Consider the following 22,828-nt stretch of genomic DNA (forward strand, 5'->3'; position numbering starts at 1 on the left):
GCTTAATATTTAGTTTTAAAGAAATCACATCGCTTTTAATCTAAACTCAAGATTCTCCAGATCATTAGATAATTTTTGAAAACGATTTTTTCGGTTTTCTTGTTCCGCATACCTTTTTCCATAATCACCACCAAATAACCAGAAAAAGATACTAGGCTTCGACCGGTTATGTCGAGTTTCTTCAAGGTTAAAATCAACTTTATAAATTTCTTGTTTGAAAGCATCAGAAATAATCGTTGAGTCGATTACGTACTTTTTAAATCTTCTAATTTCTATGTTTAGTTGATTGATTTCATCTTCATCGATGTATTCATCATAGCTGTGACGAGCAAATTCTGCTTTTAAAAAGGAAATGTACTTAAATAATTTTTCTTCATTCATAATAATCTAAATATAGGTATTTTTGTAAGAAAATGCTATGGCTCAACATAATAAATTAGGTGAAAGAGGAGAGGAGTTAGCAGTACACTATCTCCTTAAAAAAGGTTATAAAATAGTGCATCGTAATTATAGATATTTAAAAGCTGAAGTAGATATTATTGCTAAAAAAGATGATGTAATAGTGGCTATTGAAGTAAAAACAAGAACTTCTAATTACCACGGAAACCCCAAAGATTTTATCAATAAAAAGAAAATTCAGTTATTAACTTCCGCTATGGATTTTTACATGCAAAAGAGTAATTTAGAGTATGAAGTTCGATTTGATATTATCTCTATTGTTGGAAGTACTTCATTTAAGATAGAACACATTGAAGATGCATTTTTATATTTTTAAAATAAAAAAAGCGATGCATTTGCATCGCTTTTTCAATATAAATAGTATCTAAAAAATTATTCTTTCTCAGCATTACCATTTTCGAAGTAATCTTTAACGTCTTCGAAAGAATTTGGCATTGCTACTATTTTCTTGTCTTTGTTTAAGATGAAATAAGTTGGTGTTCCTACTAATTGATAGGTAGTTACAACTTCATTTTCCCATTTATTATCAGGATGAGTTCCCATTACATTATGCCATCCTTCTAATTTTTTCACATATTCTGTCCACTCAGCAGCTTCTTGTTCAATACCAAAAGCAATCACAGAAGTTTTAGCATGAGTTTTCATGTACGTATGTAATAAAGGAATTTCTTTTAAACAGTGAGAACAACCTGTACTCCAGAAAACTAATAAGTATTCGTCACTATCGCTTAAAGTAGATAAAGAATACTCATTTCCACCTTCTGTCCATGAGAAATCTGGAGCAATTCTTCCTACTGTAGCACGAAGTAACGCTACTTTATCATCTCTAAATTTTTGATCTTGTAAATCACTTGGAAGTTTATCATAATAATCAGCAAAAAGACCATCTACAATTTCAGAGTTTCTAGCATTTGCAAAACGAGTTATTAGATATTCAATTACTTCTTTCTTAACATTATTATCATCTAATAATCCCATTACTTTAGCAACTGACTGCTTATATAACTCCTGTTGTGTAGATTGATTTTCAGCAATGTTTAGATAAAAAACATAGTTCGTTATTTTATCAACTATAAATGGAGAATTGTATAATTTCTTATTCGAAAAATCAACATTTTCAAAGAAATTTTCAATAACATGATCTAAATATTCTTGAGTATCGTCAAAAATAGAAGAAGAGTTTGTTGGTTTTGAAGCTTTAATGTACGTGTTCACTAACATTCCTTCAGATTTACCTTCGTAAATTTCTTGAATATCTTCTTGCTCTTTATACGCTTTTTTGTAATCTTTTTTGATTTGTTTATCTTCAGACTTTAAGTATTCTACCTGATAAGAATCAATCTTTCTTTGCATTTTACCAATTGCTTCTAAATATTCACGATATACTTTATTCTCTCTTGATTTAGTAAAAAGAATAGATTCTTCTGGATACACTGGGTTGAAAACAAATTCAACATTTTCATTATTGAAAAAGAAATCAACAAATCCTGCTCCTTGGTTTCTATAGGTAACTCTATAAGCACCTTCTTTCGCATCTGCAGGTAAATTTAGTTCAAACCTACCAACTTTTTGAGTATTCCCACCAATGTTTACATCTTCAAACACAATAGTAGAGTTACTAATAAATTTTTGCTTTGCACCTTCGATTTTATATAAAATAACCCAATCACTTTCTTCTGGCGGTGTCATCGTTCCTTTTACAGAGTATTGAGCATTTGCAATCGATGTAACAAATAGTATTAATGCAAGTAATCTTTTCATCGTTAACAAGGGATTTATTTAAAATAATATTTATAATTCTGTTACCAGTATTTCAATAAGTATACCAAAATTACTATTTCTTATTTAATTTGAGTACTTTAGGTTAAACTTTATTCAAAATAATGGTTATAAAAAACAAAATAATCTGGATTACCGGAGCTTCTTCAGGCATTGGAAAATCACTGGCAATACATCTTTCGCACCAAAATACAAAATTAATATTATCTTCTAGGAATGAATCTTCTTTAAATGAAGTAAAAAAAATATGCGGAGGTTTAGAAAGCATAAAAATTTTGCCATTAGATCTTGAAGATTATTTGAATTTAGACAAAAAAGTAACTGAGGCCATTGCATTTTTTGGTCGTGTAGATATTCTAATAAATAACGGTGGAATTAGTCAAAGGTCTTTAGCTAAAAATACAAGTATTGAAGTAGATAAGCGATTAATGGATATTAATTACTTAGGAACTGTTGCGCTTAGCAAAGCAATTTTACCTCACTTTATTGAAAACAAATCAGGGCACTATGTGGTTACTACTAGTATAGTAGGAAAAATAGGAACGCCTTTACGTTCTACCTATGCTGCAACTAAACATGCTTTGCATGGTTTTTTTGATAGTTTACGAGCAGAAGTTCACCAAGATAATATAAAAGTTACGTTGGTTTGTCCAGGTTTTGTTACCACGAATGTTTCTAAGAATGCTTTAACCGGAGATGGTACACCACAAAACAAAATGGATGAGGCCACAGCTAATGGAATTCACCCAGATAAGTTTGCGAAATTGATGGTTAAAGCAATTACAAAACAAAAAGAAGAAGTTTATATTGCAGGTGCAAAAGAAAAATTAGGAGTGTTAGCTAAACGATTTTACCCAAAACTACTTTCTAAAATGATTCGAAAATTAAGTGTTACCTAGTTAAAAAAGTCAATAGCTTCAAAATACGTAACGATAGCTTCTTTCATTAAAACAGTTTGTTCACCAGGTTTTAGATTAGGAAGTTCTGTTACAATTTTGTAGTGTGGCCAGCCATCATCATCAAAAAAATCAAACTCATAATACCCATAAGGTTCTAAAAGTTTACAGATAGCTATATGCATTAAGTTAACCTTCTCATCTTTTTTAAACTTACGTTGTCCTTGTCCTAATTCTTGAACTCCAATAAGGTAAATGATACTATCTAAATTTAGCTCGTCTCCTTCGGCAAATTGTTCTGATAAAGACGTTACTAAAAAATTCCACTTTTCCTTTAAATTACCAACTTTACTCATTCGTTTTTAATTGAAGCGCAAAGATACGAATGAGTTATTTATATTTGTTAAAATTCTAGTACTATGAATGTATTTGATATTATTATAGCTTCATTGTTACTCTTTGGTTTTGTTAGGGGATTAATGAAAGGATTATTTGTTGAAGTAGCATCTCTTGTAGCGTTAGTTGCTGGTGTATATGGAGCTATCCACTTTTCTTATTTTTTAGGAGATTGGTTGAAAAACAGTTTAGATTGGTCAGAGCAATACATTACATTGGTAGCCTTTGCTGGGACTTTTGTAATAATTATAGTGGTTATAGCATTACTAGGAAAAATATTAACCAAAATAGCAGATTTTGCTTCTTTAGGAATCTTAAATAAAATTTTAGGAGGAGTTTTTGGAGCCTTAAAAATTGGATTAATTCTAAGTGTAGTATTTATTTTTTTTGGTAGAATGAATGATACTATTCCTTTTGTAAAAAAGGAAAGTTTAGAGCAATCAATTTTATACAAACCAGTAAAGAAAATAGCTCCGATGATTTTTCCTTCAATAATTAAAGGAGATGAAGAAAAGTCCGAATCGGAAGCTAATGATTTATAAATAATAAAAAAGGGATGATTAATCATCCCTTTTTTATTATTTATGTATAATTTATAACATGTTTACCTTTCCAGTAGCTAATGAATAAACACCTCCTACGATAGATATTTCTCCATTGTCTTCCATTTCTTGTAAAATTTTACTTTTCTCTCTAATCCTTTCTATAGTTAATTTTACATTGTTTTCAACTGTTTTTTCTACAAATTCTTTATTAGAAGAATCAGCAACTCCATCTACTTGTTCAGAAGCCATTTTTGCAGCTGGAGTAATATTGCTTAACATTGCTGTAATGTTTCCTAATTCAACACCATCACAAGCGGCTTTAACAGCGCCACAACTTTCGTGTCCTAAAACTAATATTAGTTTACTACCAGCAACTGCACATGAATATTCCATACTTCCTAAAATATCAATATTTTCAAAGTTTCCTGCAACACGGGCAACAAATATGTCTCCTATAGTTTGGTCAAAAACTAATTCAACAGGAACTCGTGAATCAATACAAGATAAAATCACCGCTTTTGGGAACTGACCATTGGCAGTCTGTTGAACTAATGAACTTATATCAGAATTCGTTACATTATTACTAACATAACGTTTATTTCCATCTAGTAAATCTTCTAATACCGATTGTGGTGTATAATTAGATTGTATTTCTTTTGTTAAAGCATTATTTCTCATTCGTTTATAATTTATGTTGTTTTGATATGTTGTTTTTTACCCACTCTAAACATTCAGAAAAGGTTTCAAATATATGATTGTTTGGAATTAAATCGGGAATAATCCCAATACGTTCCATCATGTATTGAGGTTGTTCTAATACACCTACAAACAATATCTGTTTTCCATTTTTTTTCAGATCAATTAAAATATCTTCTAAAGCAAATAAACCAGATTGGTCTATGTAACGCATTTTATCCATACGAATAATTACCATTTCTGCAGTTTCAGGTATTTGCTTTGATAGCGCTTGAAAATTACTTGTAAAACCAAAAAATAAAGGTCCGTTAATATGTTTGATAAACACATCATTGATAAGACTTTCTGGAAATTCAGTCTCATCATCCCATGCTTCTTCTAGCGGTATAATATCTGATTCTTTTGAGGTGACATCGCCAATTTTTTTCATGAAGATTAAAGAAGCAATAATTAATCCTAAACCAACTGCATATACTAAATCCCAAAAAATAGAAAGAATCATAACCGTAAACATTATAATTACTTCAGAACTTAGTCTAATTGGTCCTATTTTTACATCTTTCGGTAAGTTTGGTATTGCTTTTAGTCCTTTATAATCCATCACACCAATACCAACTGTTATTAGAACACCAGCAAGAACTGCAGCAGGAATTTTGGAAGCAATTGGTCCTAAACCTAATAATATAATTAAAAGCATTAGGGCAGCAACCATTCCTGAAAGTTTCGTTTTTCCACCAGAATTAATATTTACTACTGTTCTAATTGTAGCACCTGCTCCAGGAATTCCTCCAAATATAGCAGCAACGGTATTCCCAATACCTTGACCTACTAACTCTTTATTAGGTAAATGTTTAGTTTTGGTCATATTATCTGCAATAACTGAAGTTAATAAAGAATCAATAGCACCAAGTAAGGCTAAGGTAAAAGCAGTAAATATATATGGGGTAACTGTCGAGAAGTTGAACGTTGTAAAAATTTCTAAATTTGGAGTAGGAAATCCACCAGGAATTTCTTGTATTGGAATATATTTCAAATCGAATATCAAAGCAATTGATGTCATCACTACTAAAGCAACTAGCGTACTAGGTATAGATTTGGTAATTCTTTTAAAGCCAAAAATTATAAGAATGGTACCTAAAGCCAGTAAAAACTCTAAAAAATTAATCTTTTTTATGGCTTGTGGTAATACTTTTAATGTGCCTAATACTCCAGAAGATTCTTTACCTGCTAAGGTTTTAGATTCTTTTAAAATATTTTTTTCATTAATTTCATCGGCACGTTGAATTGTATTTTGAAAGTCTTCTATTGCCAAAACATCTTTACCAGCTTCATCTTTTAAAATGTTTTGTAAAATAATTTCGTTGGCCTGAGGCTTAAATTGATTAACAAAACTAACATCATCTTTAGCATAATACCCAATAGAAGGTAGTATTTGTGTAATCAATATTATAACTCCAATAGCCGTCATAAATCCTGAAACTACTGGATAAGGAATGTACTTAATATATTTTCCAAAGCCAAGAGCACCTAAGCCTATTTGCATTAAACCAGCCAATAAAAAAACTGATAGAATAATTGGTAATGCTTGCTGAAGGTTTCCATCGTTTGTGGCAATTATTGCTGCAATTACCACTATACTAACAGCCGTCATTGGAGCAGTTGGCCCTGAAATTTGCGTATCCGTACCTCCGAAGAGTGAAGCAAAAAAGGCAATAAATATTGCTCCATATAAACCAGCACTAGGCCCTAATCCTGAGGAAACTCCAAAAGCAAGGGCAAGTGGTAGGGCAACAATTCCAGCTGTAATACCGCCAAATAAATCACCTTTAATATTAGAAAATAGATTTTTCATTTCGGTCGATTGATTTTTTGCACAAGTTAAAATAATTAATTTACCTAGCTGGCTTTAGATCTTAACTTAAAGAAATCAATATAACTAGGTGGATTTTCTACAATACCTCTTTCAGAAATAAGCTTAATATTAATGTTCCTTTCCTTAGCTTTTAAGGCAAAATCTTCCAAAATTTCAATAATATCGTTATCTAAGAATTTTGTTTTTGTAACGTCTAATTCTAAAAAGCTATTTTCAGGTAAATTATCTAATTCTTTAAGAATAGCACCTTTATTGAAGAAGGTTACCTCTTCTGCAAGTGTCATTTTAATTTTACCATCATCTATATCTTCACCCTCTTTGTGCAAGAAATGAGAGTTTTTAAAGCTTCTATATAGCACTATAAAAATTCCTACTGCTAAACCAAAACTAATTCCTTTGAGTAAATCTGTAAATACAATTCCTACTACTGTAACGATAAACGGCACAAATTGCATCCATCCGCCTTTGTACATTGCTTTAAATGTAGATGGTTTAGCAAGTTTATAACCTACAATAAATAGGATGGCAGCTAAAACAGATAATGGAATGTAATTTAATATATGCGGAATAGTTACTACTGATATTAATAAAAAGAAACCATGAATAATAGCACTCGCTTTCGTTTGTCCACCTGATTGAATATTAGCAGAACTACGAACAATAACTTGCGTAATTGGCAATCCACCAATAAGACCAGAAACCACATTACCAGTTCCTTGTGCTAATAATTCTCTATTTGTAGGAGTTACTCTTTTGTGAGGATCGATTTTATCGGTTGCTTCTACACACAATAATGTTTCTAGAGATGCTACAAGAGCAATTGTAAATGCTGTAACAAGTACGTCAGGTCTTGTAATAACTGCAAAGTTAGGAAAGGCAAACTGAGATTTAAAATCTGAAAGACTTTCAGGAACTGGAACAGAAACTAAATGTTCGCTAGATAAGGCTAAGAATGAACCATTTGTAAAAAAGAAATATAATATTCCAACTACAACAGCAACTAATGGACCTTGAATCAATTGGAAAATCTTTCCTTTTTTACTCAATACGTTGCTCCACAAAATTAGAATTCCCATAGCTATAAGCGCTATAAGCGTAGCACCTTTATCAAAATTACCACTCAACAACGCATTTAAAGTTTTCAATAATTCGGTTAACGTGTTTTCTCCATCAACCTGTAGAAAAGCAAAATCACCTTCAGGGTTTTTATCGATTCCAAAGAAATAAGGAATTTGTTTTAAAATGATAATAATCCCAATACCAGTTAACATCCCTTTAATAACCGAAGAAGGAAAATAATAACCAATAATGCCAAGGCGCAAAACACCAAATATAATTTGTATAACACCACCAAGTACCACTGCTACTAGAAAATTTTCCCACCCGCCTAAAGCGGTAATTGCTGTTAATACTATTGCAGCTAATCCAGCTGCAGGTCCACTCACTCCAATTTGTGAACCACTCAAGAATCCAACTACGATACCACCTACGATACCAGAAATTAAACCTGAAAATAATGGAGCTCCACTAGCTAATGCAATACCTAAACATAAAGGTAATGCAACGAAAAACACCACTACACTAGCGGGTAAATCGCTTTTTATTTTTTTAAACATAATATAATGTATTATCTAACTTGTTTTTTAAGTTGTCGGTTTTATTTTTTTATCAGAAATGTTGTCGAGAAGTATTAGACTAATTCTGGAGGAGGAGAATCAACTTTAAGTGACAAAGGAATGTATTTGCTTGATAAATAACCTATACTGTGTTGAGTATTTATCGATTTATAAGGTAGAACTTCTTGGAAAGAAAAGATGATTTTAACATCAGTATCAAGGTTTTTTTCTGTTTGCTCAGAATCATCTTCTAAATCAGATAGGAGTAACTCATATTCGCATGCTTTTTCACTCAAACTTATATAAGTAGGTAACGCTATAGAAGAGATAAAAGTTATAGCAAAAAAGTATGTTAATAATAATGTTTTCATATCGTGCTAATGCTAAAAGTATGAAAACTAGATGAAGATGTTGTTAAAAAAACTAAAAAAGATTTAAAATATTGATCTGTTGGCTTTTAAGCCAGCCTATTTTTCCGTCAATTAATTTAATTTTCTTCCAATCATCAACTTCATCCAATACAAACACTTTAGTTCCTTCATGCAAAATAAATGCTTCTTCTGCATTTTTAGTTGGTTCGTTTTTTACGGATACTTCTGTAGCAAATACAATTGCTTCAATAGTGTTAGAAGCTTTTTTATATTGATTTACAGTTATTAATAAAGTTGAGATGAGTAAGATTACGCTAATAATACTGGTTGTAAAAAATAATCTCTTTAACGAAGGAGTTTGTGAAAAATAATACATTAAAAACAAACAAGAGGCTAAAAACGAAAATACTACAGTTAGTGTAGCCCATTGGTCATAGCTTAATTTACTAATATACTTTTTATTAAATTTTTGAAGAGTTGACTTAGGTAATTCTTCAATTCTGTCTAAAGAAAGTCTTTTAGCAAAAATTAAGTTGTTATGTGCATCTTCATTTAAAGGGTCTAAAAGCAACGCTTTTTCATAATTGTAAATAGAAGGGCCAACTTTATTTATTTTATAGTAACTATTTCCTAAGTTATAATACAATTCAGAAGATACCTCACCTGAAGCTTCAATTTGTTCATACAGTTTAATTGCCTCATTATAATCAGCATTTTTATATAGCGTATTTGATTTATCAAAAAGCTGATTAGCATCTTGAGCTGCACTATTGCTCAACGTAAAAAACACAAGTAGTAAAACGATTTTTTTTATCATAATTGCTTATCTATTTGGGTTATTACTTGTTTTGCCTTTTCGTATTCTTGATTCATTTGCACATTTGTAATAGGTGTATAACGTGCAAAATCACAATCTTTTAGAACGCTTATAAATTCATCAATTGTAGAAATCTCTACGCCTTTTTCTTGTAATAATTGACTGATTTTTTCTCTACTGATATCAGAAGTTTCTACTCGAAGTTTTGCTTTTAAGTAATTATGTAGAGCTCTTTCTAGCGCTTCATAAAAAGCTTCTTTATTACCAAGTCTAGATTTAGACTCCGACAGGTATTTTCTTGCTAAACGATCTGCTTTTCTTTGTTTGCTTCCAATAATATCCGCATCTCTTTCTTCTTTCTTCTTATTGATTATAATAGCAATAGGTATAAAAGCTATTGGTAATAATAGTAATACATAAAATAAAGGAGATCTATAAAAATCTGACTTTACTAAAGGAGCTAAACTTGTAGAGGTTTGAATGTATCTAAAGTTTTTACCAGTGGTAACTACATTTTGTTTTACTACTTGATTTTCTGATGTATTTGTAACAAGTTCTTTTCCTTCTGTAACATCAACAAAAATATCATCAGTAGCTATGGTGTGATATTTCTCATCTCTTGGATTAAAGTAAGAAAACTCGGTTTTAGGAATTTTATATTTTCCTTTATATGCAGGAACTACAGTATAGTTGTCAGTAACAGATCCACTTAATCCTCCTGTTGTAATGTTTACCTTTTCTTTTCGTTCAGGTTGGTATACTTCTAATTCTTTAGGAGTTTCAATTTTTGGTAATTTAAACAATTTTAAATTACCTACACCTTTCACTTCTACTTTTATTTGAGAAGATTCGTTAGCTTTCAAAACATTCTTAGAAGAAGTTAATTCGTAAGTAAACTCACCAACAGCTCCTGAGAAACTTTCTGGTTTGCCTTCTAAAGGAAGTTGTTTAACATTGACTACTTTTCTTGCAGAAGCATACTCTTTTCTAATTTGTTTGGTAATTGGATTTCCAAAAAAATCACCTCTACCTGTTGGAACTGCAACTACAATATCCATTTTCATTGGATCAATAGTAAGTTTTCCTGATTTTGTAGGAATTAATAAAGCTTTGTTTAAAACGGCATAACGATATTCTTCACCATTATACAAAGCAGTTTTTACCTGAGATCCATCTCTTTTAATTTCTTGATTCCAGAACCCATTATATTGTGGAGCCTCAGTAACTGCATTGTCATAAATACCAACATTATTACTAAAGTATAAACGATATTCTACATAAATACCTTCTCCTACGTAAGGTCTAGATTTAGAAATCTCTGCAACTAAGTGAATATTTTGTTCTGCAATATAATCAGGGTCGTTAGGGTTTTTTGGAACCTCTACCTCGTCAGTTACAATAATTTTAACGGGTTGGGTTTGTAAAGTTTTACCTTCAAATTCTATACTAGCAGAAGGTAGGTTGAATTCACCTTTGTTAAGAGGTTTAATAATGTAAGAGTACTTTTGAGAGAAAGTAGCTTTCCCATTAATCCAAGATTGACTCACGGAGTGGCTTGGTCCGCCTACAATTTTAAAGTTTTTGAAATTAGGTGGTGCAAAATTATCAGCTCCTTGTTTGTTGATAGAAAACTCAACACGAAGTCGTTGGTTAAGCCCAAGTTTATTTTTACTTACTTTGGCTACAAATTCAGTTTCTTGCGAAAAAACAGAAACTGTAATGAGAGACACGAAAAATGTAATAAACTTTAATTTCATTTGTAAATTCAAATCGGACAAAAATACTATTTTTTTGGAATGATAAATTAATTGATTTTTAAGATTTTGGTCTTAAAATTATGCTAATTCTTACCAATCTTTTTCTTGTTTTACTTTTCTACCTTTTGATTTTTTTACGTTCATCTTTTTCTGAGTTTTCTTTTCTTCATTATTTAAACTTTCCAACAACTGTTTCATTTGCTCAGGAGTCATTTTACCTGGTTGAGGTTTCTGCTGCTTATTATCTTTCTTGTTTTGGTCGTTTTTAGGATCTTGTTTATCGTCCTTATTCTGATCTTTGTTTTGTTGATCTTGGTCTTTTTTATCGTCTTTGTCGTCTCCTTCTTTCTTGTCTTTGTTTTGATCTTTGTTTTGTTGATCTTGATCTTTCTTCTGATCTTTATCTTGTTGATTCTTTTTATCCTTATCCTTGTTATCTTTATTCTGCTGTTCTTGTTTCTTAGCTTCTTTTTGAGCTACAGCTAGATTATAACGAGTTTCATCATCACCAGGATTGTTTCTTAAGGCATTTTTATAAGCATCAACGGCTTGCTGATATTGTTTTTGCTCCATCATTGCGTTACCAATATTATGGTAAGCTTCAGCTTTTTCAACTTTAGTTTTGGCGGTTTTAGTTGCTAATTCATATTGAGAAACTGCTTCTTTATATTTTTTTCCTTGGTATAAAGCATTTCCGTAATTATAACTTGCTTTGTCGTATTTGGTGTTTTTACCTAGAGCTTTTCTATAAGCAATAGAAGCTTCATCAAACTTTTGCTTGTTGTATAATTTATTTCCTTCTCTAAGTAAAGAACGTGCTTCTCTTTTTAATTTTATTGTATCTATTTGAGCATACGAATTTGTTGCAAAGCTCGTAAGTATTAAAATTGCTATTTGAATGATTCTTTTCATACTACTTTTCCTCCTTTTCATTAAATAAATCTACTTTCTTTAACCACTTTGTTTTTCTTTCAAAGAAGAAAACATCAATAAATAAGAACAAAAATCCAATGCCTAAGAACCATTGAAATTGGTCTTTATAATCTGAAAACTGTTTGGTTTCAAATTCACTTTTTTGAGCATTAGCTATAATTTTTTCAATAGCTTTAACTGGTTCTTCTGTTTTGTTCCCATCAATGTAAATTCCGTCAGCAGCATCGGCAATGCCTTGAAGAATTTCAGGTTTTCTTTGAGTAATTACAGTTTCTCCTTTTCGGTCTTTTTTGTAACCAATAAGTCCTCCGTTTAATTCAATAGGAATAGGACCTCCTTTTTCAGTTCCAACACCAATTGTGTAAACTTTTACGCCTTCATTGGCAATATCTTTCGCTTTTTGTTTTGTTTCTTCTTGATGATCTTCACCGTCTGAAATAATCAATAAAAACTTGTTAGTTTGCTCTTCGTTATTGTAGTACGTTTTTGCTAAATCTAAAGCCTCATTAATTGCTGTTCCTTGACTTGAAACCATATCAGGATTTGCATTTTGCAAAAACATTTTTGCAGCAGCATGGTCGGTTGTAATAGGTAATAAAGGATAAGCGTTACCTGCATAAATAATTATTCCTATGCGATCGCTACCAAGTTTATCTATAATTTTTGAAATAATTTGTTTAGCTTTTTCTAACCTGTCAGGAGCGATGTCTTGAGCTAACATACTTTTAGAAACGTCTAAAGCAAAGATAATATCCACACCTTCTCGTTTAACGGTTTGGAGTTTGGTACCCATTTTTGGATTTACCAATGAAATAATTAAAAAAGATAATCCAAGAAGTAAAAAAGTAAGTTTTAAAACAGACTTAAATGTTGAAAGATTAGGTGCTAATTTTTCTAATAACGCTAATTCAGCAAACTTTTTTTGTGTTCTTTTTTTCCACCATAAAACCAATAAAAAGATTACAACAATTACTGGAATTATTGCAAAAAAGTAAAAATATATTGGTTCTTCTAATTTATACATCTTCTTATTATTTAATGCTTAAATCTTTTAATTCTTTAATTGGCTATATAAAACTCTTAAATAAAGTATTACGTAAAACAAATTCTAGTATTAAAAAGATTCCGGCTAACAGTACCCAGAAACGATATTTTTCTGAATAATTATAGTACTTGAACTCTTCTATTTTTGTTTTTTCTAACTTATCAATTTCATCATAAATCTCTTTTAGTTTAGCATTTCCTGTAGCACGGAAATATTGACCATCAGTTTGATTTGCAATAAATCGTAATAGCTCTTCATCTATTTCAACTTGTTGATTTCTAAAAGATAATTTACCAGTTCTAGGATCTTTAGCCCAAGGAAATGGAGCCATTCCGTTGGTTCCTATTCCTATCGTGTATACTTTAATATTTAGTTCTTTAGCTAACTCTGTAGCCGTTTTTGGATCTACGAATCCGGCATTGTTAACTCCATCTGTAAGTAAAATAATAACCTTACTTTTTGCTTTACTTTCTTTAAGTCTGTTAACAGCAGAGCCAAGTCCCATTCCAATGGCAGTTCCGCCCTCTAATTGTCCCCATTTAATTTCCGAAATGGTACGTTTTACAATAGATTTATCGCTAGTAATTGGAGTTTGTGTAAAACTTTCTCCAGCGTACACTACAATACCAATTCTGTCATTAGGTCTTCTATTAACAAAATCTACAGCTACTCTTTTTAAAGCCTCTAATCTATTTGGTTGTAGATCTTTAGCAAGCATACTAGCAGAGACATCAATTGCCATAACTATGTCTATTCCACGATTTGTTTTTGTCTTTTTACTTACAGAAACATTCCTTGGTCTTGCTAAAGCAATTATCAACGCCGAAAGGGCTAATAATCTTAAAACATGCAGTAAAGGTTTCATTTTTGAAAGTATTGAACTACTTCCTTCAAAACTTTTAATGCTTGGAACAGATAATAGTGTGCTTTCTTTTTTTCTACTAGAAAAAAACCAAAGGGCTATTATTGGAATTAAGGCAAAAAGCCATAAAAACTCTGGACTATGAAACTCAAAATTATTGAACATTGGTTACAGGAGTTTTTAATGAGTTCGACTTAGGAATTACTTTAGATAGAGAGAAAGCTATAAGCGCTGTTATAACAAGGATCAAAATAATCGAAATAATTCGTATTAAAATTGAAGGCTTTTTTACATTAGGTTTTTCAACAATAACAACAGGATGTATTTCGGCGCTTTCTTCGACTTCAATATTTGGTTTGATATTATCAACAATGTGTTTAGCTATGTTTCTATCAGCTTCAATTTCGTGTGCTAAAGGCTTAGACTTGGCAAATTTCACCAAATCTGCTTGTTGTAATAGCTTGTGTAAGCTTTGTATAGTGTCTTTATCTGTTAGGATGAAATTAGTTTCACTAAAATCAGATAGCGTTTCTATTAAACCGCTTGTGGTAGTTTCAAGAGCTGGCACGTTTAATTCACGTTCAATGAAATTACGAACAATGTCTGTTAATTCACTATAGTACTGCTTAACTTTATTATTTTGCCATAATAACTTTTCATCAAGTAACTTTAAATTTCGAACAGCTTCTTGATATGGATTTAAGAGTTGTTCTCTAGTTTTAATTTCATCAGTGTCACTTCGTTTTAAAGCAAAATAGAGTACAGTAGTAACAACTAGTATAATGGCAAGTATCCAAAAAAGAGTGTTTTTATAATCGTCAAATTGATAAGGCTCTCCTTTTATTCCTTTAATTGGAAACTTTTTAATTTGGGTAGTATCAATTTTTACCGTAGCAATATTGATTAAAAGACTATCTGTTAAATGCGCTTGATTACGAATAAAAACTTGTTGTTGAGGAATGTAATAAGCACCGCTATCAAATCCAGTTAGAATGTAACGTTGTATTAATTTACTTTTTAAGGTGTCTAAACCAAGACTGTCAACTACTTCAATTCCTTTTAATTCAAGCTTTGGTAGTATAACATTATCAGTGGCGTCAACAGAAATTTTATATTCAAATTGTTCTCCTATTCGAATGTTAGTAGTGTCAACTTCAGCTTTTACAGCAGAAGTCTGAGCGATACTCCAAGTTGAATAAAATAATGCTATGTAGAGTAAAATCTTTTTCAATTTATCCTTTGTTTTTAAAGTAACCTAATAGTTTTTTTACATAACTTTCGTCTACTCGAACATTAATGGTTCCTAGTCCACTTTTCTTAAATGAAGTTTGAAATTCATCTTTTAAGCGTAAAGCATTTGCTTTGTATTTAGTTCTAACGGATTTAGAACTGGTATTAATTAGTCTTACTTCTTGCGTCTCATTATCAAGCATTGGAACCATTCCTAAGTTTGGAATTTCTTCATCAAACTTATCATAAATTCTAATTCCAGTTAGATCATGTTTATTTCCAACAATTTTTAAATTTCTCTCGTAATTTTCATCTACAAAATCAGATAGCATAAACACAATTGCTTTCTTTTTCATTACACTTGATAAAAATTTCAAAGCTTCGTTGATGTTGGTGCGTTTACTTTTAGGAGAAAATTCTATTAACTCTCTGATGATACGTAATACATGACTTTTTCCTTTTTTTGGAGGAATGTACAATTCGATTTGATCAGAGAATAAAATAAGACCTACTTTATCGTTATTTTGAATTGCAGAAAACGCTAGTGTAGCAGCAATCTCCGTAACGGTATCTTTTTTAAATTGAGTTGAAGTACCAAAAAGTTCTGAACCAGAAACATCTATCATTAACATCATGGTTAGTTCTCGTTCTTCTTCAAAAACCTTAACATAAGGCTCATTATATCTAGCAGTAACGTTCCAGTCGATAGCTCTAATATCATCTCCATATTGATATTGACGAACTTCGGAAAAAGTCATACCACGTCCTTTAAATGTAGAATGATATTCACCGCCGAATATATGATTAGACAATCGTTTTGTCTTAATCTCTATTTTTCGAACTTTTTTAAGTAACTCTTTGGTATCCATATATTAATTTACCCATTCTATTGGTAGAGGTGGTAATTCTATATCTTTATCTTCTGATGATTTTTTAATAGAAAATAGGGGAGCTTCTTTAACGGTTAAATTCACATTGTTTTTTTCTCCTATTTCCTCAATCACATTTTTCATGCTTCGTTGTTGGCAAAGAACTAAATAGTTCATTTGCACGTTTGATTCGGTTTGTAAATCAAAACAGTCAACTAAGTAAGCTGGTTGATTATTTTCATAAACTACTGCTTCAGTACTTTTTCTTGTTTTTGTTTCTAAAATTTGTTTTTCACCTGTTAACGTTTTATACGTCGTTAATTTAAAAGTCATTCCTAGCTAAATTTTAAGGGATTAATTAGTCTTGTTGAATGGCTAGTTATTATAATCTAAGTTGGTTTGGTGTTATAGTTATGGAACCTGAACTTCGTTGATGATAGCGTTGATAATATCAATTGAACTCATGTTTTCGGCTTCAGCTTCATAGGTAATACCTATTCTGTGACGTAATACATCATGAGCCATAGCTCTAACATCCTCAGGAATAACATATCCTCTTCTTTTGATAAACGCATAACATTTTGCAGCTTTTGCTAGCGCTATACTACCACGAGGAGATGACCCGAAGCTAATTAAAGGTTTTAACTTACTTAGATTGTAATTTTCTGGATAACGAGTAGCAAAGATGATATCAAGAATATATTTCTCAATTTTCTCATCCATGTAAACTTCGTTAACAGATTCTCTAGCTTTTACAATTTGTTCTAAAGAAATTACAGGGTTTACTTTACCAAAACTATTATGTAAACTTTGTCTCATAATAAGTTGTTCATCATGCAGTTTTGGATAATCAATAACAGTTTTTAACATAAAACGATCTACTTGAGCTTCTGGTAAAGGATATGTTCCTTCTTGCTCAACTGGGTTTTGAGTCGCCATTACTAAAAAAGGTTCGTCTAGCTTAAAAGTTTCATCACCAATGGTAATTTGTCTTTCTTGCATAGCTTCTAGTAAAGCAGATTGTACTTTTGCTGGAGCACGGTTAATCTCATCAGCTAAAACGAAGTTGGCAAAAATAGGTCCTTTTTTAATTGAAAAGTCGTTGTCTTTTACATTGTAAATCATAGTACCTACTACATCAGCAGGAAGAAGATCTGGTGTAAACTGAACTCTACTAAAACTACCTTGAACAGCTTTCGATAATGTGTTAATCGCTAAAGTCTTTGCTAATCCAGGAACTCCTTCTAATAGAATATGACCGTTACCTAAAAGTCCAATCAAAAGTCGTTCTATCATGTCTTTTTGACCAACAATAACTTTATTCATTTCGTTTGTCAATAAATCTACAAACGCACTTTCAACTTCGATTTTTTCATTAATAGCTCTTACATCTACATCCATATGTAAAAAAATGTTATTCGTTATAATTTCTGTGAACAAAGCTACAATATTAACAATTTTTTTCTTGTTAAAAGTAGGTTAAAGGTTCGTGTAAATTTGATTAAAAAACATTCAAAATAAAACTTAAAAAAATATCGATTCTTACATTTTAAACACCTATTCATTACTAAATATGTATAAAAAGATTGTTTTTATTATATATAATCTTAAATTTGGTTACATAATCATTAACTCAAACTTTAAAATAAAATGGTAAAAATTAGTTATTTAACTAAAGTATTGGCTTTAGGCTTGTACTTAATTTCGATTTGTGCATTTGCTCAATCGGTTAAAGGAAAGGTTCAAGATTCTTCTGGAGAACCGATACCTTATGCAAACGTTATTGAGAAAGGCACTACTAATGGAACAACAACTGATGAGTTGGGACAATTCACTTTGAATCTTAAAAATAGTCCAGCAGTTATAGTGATATCTTCAGTAGGATTTTCTACCGTTGAGAAAAATGTTTCTTCTGGAAGCACTGTAAATGTAGTATTAAAGGAAGAAAGTGATTTGTTAGAAGAAGTAGTTTTAACAGGTAACAGAGCAAAGCCAAGAACTATATTAGATTCAGCAGTTCCAATAGATAACATAGATTTAGGTGAATTACAAGCAACGGGTCAACCAAGTATTGATCAAGCATTAACGTATACTGTGCCTTCGTATAATTCAAGTAACCAAACAGTTTCTGATGCTACAGCTCATTTTGATCCAGCAGATTTACGTGGTTTAGGACCAAGTAGAACGTTGGTGTTAGTTAACGGTAAGCGTAAAAATCAGAGTGCTTTAGTATATGTAAACGACACACCAGGAAAAGGTGAGGTTGGAACAGATATGAAAAGTATTCCTACAGCGGCTATCGAAAGAGTAGAAGTTTTACGTGATGGAGCTTCTGCGCAATATGGTTCTGATGCAGTTGCTGGGGTGGTTAATATCATTTTAAAGAAAGATATTGATTACACACTGGTAAATGCATATTCTGGAGTAACTAAGGAAGGTGATGGGTTAAATTATGGAGCTGATGTAAATCATACATTTTCTATTGGAGAAAAAGGATTTGTAAATGCTACTTTAAGTGGGTATCATCAAGACTACACTGATAGAGCAGGTGAGCCTGGTAGAGATGATTTATTTGGAGTAGATAATCAGTGGACAAGAGATAATCCAGACTTAGGAATGATTATCGGTCAACCAGAAATGACTAAAGGAGATATTTTCGTTAACGGTGAGTATGACTTAAATGATGATACAAAATTATATGCTTTTGGTGGTTTCAATTACAGAATGGGTAAGAGTTTTGCACTATACAGAACACCTTATTGGATTACTGACGATTTTGGATTATTAACTCCTCCAGGTGAAACGTATGATGGTTTCCAACCAACATTTGAAACAGATATTAAAGATATTTTATTTACAGCAGGAGGAAAGTTTACATTAGGTGACTTCAATGCTGATTTAAGTGCTACTTATGGAGGTAATACAGTTGATTATACAATTGGGAATACTATTAACGTAGATTTAGGAGCAAACAGTCCTACAACTTTTGATGCTGGAGCTTATGGTTTTAGTAATATTATCGGAAACTTAGACGTTAATAGACAGTTTGGTGAAGATGTAAACGTAGGTTTTGGAGTAGAGGCAAGACAAGAACGTTTTGAGGTTACAGCTGGTGAAGAAGCTTCTTATTTTGGAGGCGGAGCACAATCTTTTCCGGGATTACAACCAAGTAATGCTTTAAATGAGACTAGAACTAATGTTGGTGCCTATGGTACTTTAGATTGGGATGTAAATGAAGACTTTTTAATAGGAGGTGCAGTTCGTTATGAAAATTATTCTGATTTTGGAGGCAATACTACATGGAAAGTAAACTCAAGATATAAAATTGGAGAAGCAGGTGTTTTAAGAGGTTCGTATAGCACAGGGTTTAGAGCACCATCTTTACACCAAGTATATTTAAGTAATGTTCAAACATTAGTTTCAGGAGGAACTATTTCTAATCAAGGTACTTTTAATAATGTTAGTCCAGTTATTAGAGATTTAGGAGTAGAGCCTTTATTTGCTGAAACTTCTGAAAATATATCAGCAGGATTGACTATTAAAGCTTCTAGAAACTTTACAATTTCGTTAGACTATTACAATGTAAGAGTTAACGACAGAGTTTTATTTACAGGAGAAATTGGAGGAACAGATGATAATGGTAATCCAAATGCTGCAGTACAACAAATCTTAGATGCAAACCAAGTTACAAGTATTAAATTCTTTATAAACGCTGTGAATACAATTACACAAGGTTTTGATTATACGATGCGTTATAAAAACATTGAGTTATGGTCTGGTAAATTCGGATTCAACTTAGCGTTAAATATCAACAAAACTGAAATAGATGGAGAAGTAAAAACACCATCTAGCTTAGCTAATTACAAGAATAATATTTTCAATAGAAAAGAACAGTCTAGAATTATTAGTGCGCGTCCAAATACGAAGTTCTTATTTGGAGGAACTTATGAAATAGGTAAATTCAATGCGGCTGTTAATAACACATTTTTTGGAGAGGTTACTTGGCAACATGCATCAGATCCTTTAAAAGATCAAACATTTACAGGTAAGGTAGTTACTGATTTATCGTTCGGGTATGAATTTTCAGACTTAGTTTCGTTAAATGTTACAGTAAATAATTTATTCGATGTTTACCCCGATGAAATTGATACACGTGGAGATGTAGTTACTGATTTAGGAGGTCGTTTTAGATATCCTTGGGAAGTTAACCAATTTGGATTTAATGGTATGACCTTTAGAGGAGGACTTACTTTTAAATTCTAATTGAATTAATCAATTTTTGTTTAATTAAAAGGTGCTGAGTTAGTTCAGTGCCTTTTTTATTTATATTCTGATAATGAAAAATCGCTACCATCAAAAATTCCGTATGTGTAGAAATTTATCCAATCCCCTAAATTGAAGTAGTTACTTTTTTTATTGAGTTGTATATCTAAAGGAAGGTGTCTGTGTCCAAAAACGAAGAAATCATAATGCTTTGTTTCTAATTTTCGTTTACAATACTGAACCAACCATTCTTTATCTTCTCCTAAAAACTTAAAATCTTCATCACCAGAAATCATTTTATTTTTTACTGACATATACTGACCAAGTTTTACGCCCAAATCAGGATGTAACCAACGAAACATCCATTTAAATAATGGGAATGTAAATACTTTCTTCATTCTCTTGTATCCTTTGTCATTTGGGCCTAAACCATCTCCATGACCAATTAGAAAAAGTTTGTTGTTTATTGTAAATTCTTGTGGCGAATGAAATACAGGAATAGTAAGTTCCTTTTCAAAATAATCTCGCATCCATAAATCATGGTTTCCAACAAAAAAATAAATAGGAGTTCCATTATCTCTAATTTCTGCAAGCTTTCCTAAAACTCTTACAAAACCTTTTGGAACGACGGTTTTATATTCAAACCAAAAATCAAACAAATCACCTAGCAAAAAAATAGCTTCTGCATCTTCTTTAATTTCATCTAACCAACGAACAAATTTTTGCTCTCTAGGAAAACTTTTTTCTTGTGTAGGAGCCCCTAGATGTTGGTCTGAAGCAAAATAAACTTTCTTATTATTTGATATTGTAATGGATGTCAAATCAAAATATTTTGGGTAAAAATAACTATTTTATTTAGCTAACTTTGTATAAAATGCATTTGTATGAAAATAGTTGCTACAAATATAGGTAAGCGAAGAGAAATAGATTGGAAAGGTAAAAAGGTTACTACTGGAATTTTTAAGTTTCCTGTAGAAGATCCTATTTTCCTTGATGTTGAAGATGTTAAAGAAGATGTTATTTGCGATAGAAATCATCATGGAGGTATAGACCAAGCTGTATATGCCTTTTCTGAAAAACACTACGATTATTTTAAAGAATTATATCCCGATTTAGATTGGCAACTAGGAATGTTTGGTGAGAATTTAACACTATCTGATTGTGAAGAATCGGAACTTCATGTAGGAGATACTTTTAAAGTAGGAGAAACTATTATTGAAGTTACAAAACCAAGGCAACCATGCATGAAGTTGGGTGTGCGTTTTAATGACATGAAAATTGTAAAACAATTTTGGAATACTGATAAAAGTGGTGTGTATTTTAAAGTCTTACAAACAGGTTTTGTTAAAAAGGGAGATGTTTTTGAGTTGTTAAAAACAGATAAAACGAAACCAACAATTGCAGAAGTATATAATGAAAAAAGACTAAGAAAGAATCCCTAATGAATCCTTTTGATGATACTTATTTTATGAAGAAAGCACTTCTGGAAGCAGAAGAAGCTTATAAAAAAGGAGAGGTTCCTGTAGGAGCTGTGATTGTTTTTAAAAATCAAATTATTGCTAGAGCTCATAATCTAACAGAACTTTTAAACGACGTAACTGCACATGCAGAAATGCAAGCGTTTACCTCTGCGGCAGATTATTTAGGAGGAAAGTATTTGAGAGATTGTATATTGTATGTTACAGTAGAACCTTGTCAAATGTGTGCAGGTGCATGTTATTGGACTCAAATTGGAAAGATAGTTTATGGAGCTGCCGAACCTAGATCAGGTTATTCAGTTTTGGGAACTAAGTTACATCCAAAGACAAAAGTAGTGTCTGGAGTTTTAGAAGAAGAGTGTAGTCAGTTAATGAAACGTTTTTTTATAGAAAAAAGAAATTTGAATTAGTTTTAAAGTTTAAAGTCTAAAGTCCTACTTTGGTCTTTTGTATTCTTTCTTTGGTCTTAGAATAAGCTCTGTTGTTTGTTCCCGTTTTCGTGTTCTAATAACCATTTTTTTCGCCAAACTCCACCTGCATAACCCGTTAAAGAACCATCAGAACCGACGATTCTATGACATGGAATTATAATTGAGATAGGATTTTTACCGTTTGCTGAAGCTACTGCTCTAATGGCTTTAACATCACCTAGTTTTTTAGATTGTTCTAAATAGCTTCTAGTTTTCCCAAAAGGCACTTTTAGCAATTCAGTCCAAACTTTTCCTTGGAATTCTGTTCCGTTCGGGCTCAAATTTAGTTCAAACTCTTTTCGGTTTCCTAAAAAGTATTCATCTAATTGTTGAATACATTTTTTAATCTCTCCTGATGTCACTTCGAGCGTAGTCGAGATGTCTTCTTCAATAAAATAAATAGAATGAATTTCTTTTGAGTTTCCCTTTACTTCAATAGTTCCGATTGGTGATTTGTAATAAGCGGTATGAAT

At 31.4% G+C, this 22,828-nt stretch carries 24 protein-coding genes; 6 read left to right on the forward strand and 18 right to left on the reverse strand.

From position 1 onward, the window contains the following. Positions 1–24: 24 nt before the first annotated feature. Complete coding sequence (locus EV195_RS02365) at positions 25–381, reverse strand: hypothetical protein (RefSeq protein WP_132792374.1); 357 nt, start codon at positions 379–381, stop codon at positions 25–27. Positions 382–418: 37 nt separating this feature from the next. Between EV195_RS02365 and EV195_RS02370 the strand changes: the two genes are divergently transcribed. Then, the gene (locus EV195_RS02370) at positions 419–775 is read left to right on the forward strand and encodes a YraN family protein (protein WP_132792376.1); all 357 of its coding nucleotides are present in this window, start codon (positions 419–421) and stop codon (positions 773–775) included. 56 nt (positions 776–831) lie between these two features. On the opposite strand, the gene EV195_RS02375 is transcribed toward EV195_RS02370, so the two are convergent. Continuing rightward, complete coding sequence (locus EV195_RS02375) at positions 832–2,220, reverse strand: TlpA family protein disulfide reductase (protein WP_132792379.1); 1,389 nt, start codon at positions 2,218–2,220, stop codon at positions 832–834. Between the two features lie 122 nt (positions 2,221–2,342). Between EV195_RS02375 and EV195_RS02380 the strand changes: the two genes are divergently transcribed. Next, on the forward strand, positions 2,343–3,137 hold the full coding sequence (locus tag EV195_RS02380; protein WP_132792381.1) for an SDR family oxidoreductase: 795 nt from the start codon (positions 2,343–2,345) through the stop codon (positions 3,135–3,137). Here EV195_RS02380 and EV195_RS02385 read toward each other — a convergent pair. Continuing rightward, the gene (locus EV195_RS02385; protein ID WP_132792383.1) at positions 3,134–3,490 is read right to left on the reverse strand and encodes a hypothetical protein; all 357 of its coding nucleotides are present in this window, start codon (positions 3,488–3,490) and stop codon (positions 3,134–3,136) included. The two genes, EV195_RS02380 and EV195_RS02385, sit on opposite strands and share 4 nt — an antisense overlap. 63 nt (positions 3,491–3,553) lie before the next feature. On the opposite strand from EV195_RS02385, the gene EV195_RS02390 reads away from it, so the two are divergent. Further along, a complete protein-coding gene (locus EV195_RS02390; protein ID WP_132792386.1) occupies positions 3,554–4,072 on the forward strand; it encodes a CvpA family protein in 519 nt (172 codons plus the stop codon). 51 nt (positions 4,073–4,123) lie between these two features. On the opposite strand, the gene EV195_RS02395 is transcribed toward EV195_RS02390, so the two are convergent. From EV195_RS02395 to EV195_RS02455, 13 genes are all read right to left on the reverse strand, one after another. Further along, a complete protein-coding gene (locus EV195_RS02395) occupies positions 4,124–4,753 on the reverse strand; it encodes a carbonic anhydrase family protein (protein WP_132792388.1) in 630 nt (209 codons plus the stop codon). A 4-nt stretch (positions 4,754–4,757) separates the two neighbouring features. Beyond that, entirely contained in the window at positions 4,758–6,623 is a 1,866-nt protein-coding gene (locus EV195_RS02400) for a SulP family inorganic anion transporter (RefSeq protein ID WP_132792390.1), read from the reverse strand. Between the two features lie 44 nt (positions 6,624–6,667). Beyond that, positions 6,668–8,260, reverse strand: a complete 1,593-nt coding sequence (locus EV195_RS02405) for a SulP family inorganic anion transporter (RefSeq protein ID WP_132792393.1) — start codon at positions 8,258–8,260, stop codon at positions 6,668–6,670. Between the two features lie 74 nt (positions 8,261–8,334). Beyond that, positions 8,335–8,631 carry a hypothetical protein gene (locus EV195_RS02410; protein ID WP_132792396.1) on the reverse strand — a complete coding sequence of 99 codons (297 nt, stop codon included), beginning with the start codon at positions 8,629–8,631 and terminating at the stop codon, positions 8,335–8,337. 52 nt (positions 8,632–8,683) lie between these two features. Then, complete coding sequence (locus EV195_RS02415) at positions 8,684–9,448, reverse strand: hypothetical protein (protein ID WP_132792399.1); 765 nt, start codon at positions 9,446–9,448, stop codon at positions 8,684–8,686. Continuing rightward, complete coding sequence (locus tag EV195_RS02420) at positions 9,445–11,205, reverse strand: BatD family protein (protein WP_132792402.1); 1,761 nt, start codon at positions 11,203–11,205, stop codon at positions 9,445–9,447. Before EV195_RS02420 ends, EV195_RS02415 begins: the two co-directional genes overlap by 4 nt. Positions 11,206–11,295: 90 nt before the next feature. Continuing rightward, the gene (locus EV195_RS02425) at positions 11,296–12,117 is read right to left on the reverse strand and encodes a tetratricopeptide repeat protein (protein WP_132792404.1); all 822 of its coding nucleotides are present in this window, start codon (positions 12,115–12,117) and stop codon (positions 11,296–11,298) included. A gap of 1 nt (position 12,118) precedes the next feature. Continuing rightward, complete coding sequence (locus EV195_RS02430) at positions 12,119–13,162, reverse strand: VWA domain-containing protein (RefSeq protein WP_132792407.1); 1,044 nt, start codon at positions 13,160–13,162, stop codon at positions 12,119–12,121. 43 nt (positions 13,163–13,205) lie between these two features. Further along, a complete protein-coding gene (locus EV195_RS02435; RefSeq protein WP_132792410.1) occupies positions 13,206–14,210 on the reverse strand; it encodes a vWA domain-containing protein in 1,005 nt (334 codons plus the stop codon). Continuing rightward, positions 14,200–15,276: a hypothetical protein gene (locus EV195_RS02440; protein WP_207899761.1), complete on the reverse strand. Its 1,077-nt coding sequence runs from the start codon at positions 15,274–15,276 to the stop codon at positions 14,200–14,202. Before EV195_RS02440 ends, EV195_RS02435 begins: the two co-directional genes overlap by 11 nt. 1 nt (position 15,277) lies before the next feature. Beyond that, positions 15,278–16,144, reverse strand: a complete 867-nt coding sequence (locus EV195_RS02445; RefSeq protein ID WP_132792413.1) for a DUF58 domain-containing protein — start codon at positions 16,142–16,144, stop codon at positions 15,278–15,280. 3 nt (positions 16,145–16,147) lie between these two features. Continuing rightward, positions 16,148–16,477, reverse strand: a complete 330-nt coding sequence (locus EV195_RS02450; protein WP_132792416.1) for a hypothetical protein — start codon at positions 16,475–16,477, stop codon at positions 16,148–16,150. Positions 16,478–16,555: 78 nt separating this feature from the next. After that, positions 16,556–17,545: an AAA family ATPase gene (locus EV195_RS02455; protein WP_132793282.1), complete on the reverse strand. Its 990-nt coding sequence runs from the start codon at positions 17,543–17,545 to the stop codon at positions 16,556–16,558. Between the two features lie 249 nt (positions 17,546–17,794). On the opposite strand from EV195_RS02455, the gene EV195_RS02460 reads away from it, so the two are divergent. Then, complete coding sequence (locus EV195_RS02460; RefSeq protein ID WP_132792419.1) at positions 17,795–20,407, forward strand: TonB-dependent receptor; 2,613 nt, start codon at positions 17,795–17,797, stop codon at positions 20,405–20,407. A gap of 56 nt (positions 20,408–20,463) precedes the next feature. Here EV195_RS02460 and EV195_RS02465 read toward each other — a convergent pair whose 3' ends face one another. Then, complete coding sequence (locus EV195_RS02465; RefSeq protein ID WP_165915671.1) at positions 20,464–21,228, reverse strand: UDP-2,3-diacylglucosamine diphosphatase; 765 nt, start codon at positions 21,226–21,228, stop codon at positions 20,464–20,466. A 63-nt stretch (positions 21,229–21,291) separates the two neighbouring features. On the opposite strand from EV195_RS02465, the gene EV195_RS02470 reads away from it, so the two are divergent. Continuing rightward, positions 21,292–21,849 carry an MOSC domain-containing protein gene (locus EV195_RS02470; RefSeq protein WP_132792422.1) on the forward strand — a complete coding sequence of 186 codons (558 nt, stop codon included), beginning with the start codon at positions 21,292–21,294 and terminating at the stop codon, positions 21,847–21,849. Beyond that, complete coding sequence (locus EV195_RS02475) at positions 21,849–22,295, forward strand: nucleoside deaminase (RefSeq protein ID WP_132792425.1); 447 nt, start codon at positions 21,849–21,851, stop codon at positions 22,293–22,295. Before EV195_RS02470 ends, EV195_RS02475 begins: the two co-directional genes overlap by 1 nt. A gap of 56 nt (positions 22,296–22,351) precedes the next feature. Here EV195_RS02475 and EV195_RS02480 read toward each other — a convergent pair whose 3' ends face one another. Then, positions 22,352–22,828 carry a methylated-DNA--[protein]-cysteine S-methyltransferase gene (locus tag EV195_RS02480; RefSeq protein WP_132793286.1) on the reverse strand — a complete coding sequence of 159 codons (477 nt, stop codon included), beginning with the start codon at positions 22,826–22,828 and terminating at the stop codon, positions 22,352–22,354.

The sequence above is a fragment of the Tenacibaculum skagerrakense genome, from assembly GCF_004345825.1.
GTDB lineage: Bacteria > Bacteroidota > Bacteroidia > Flavobacteriales > Flavobacteriaceae > Polaribacter > Polaribacter skagerrakensis.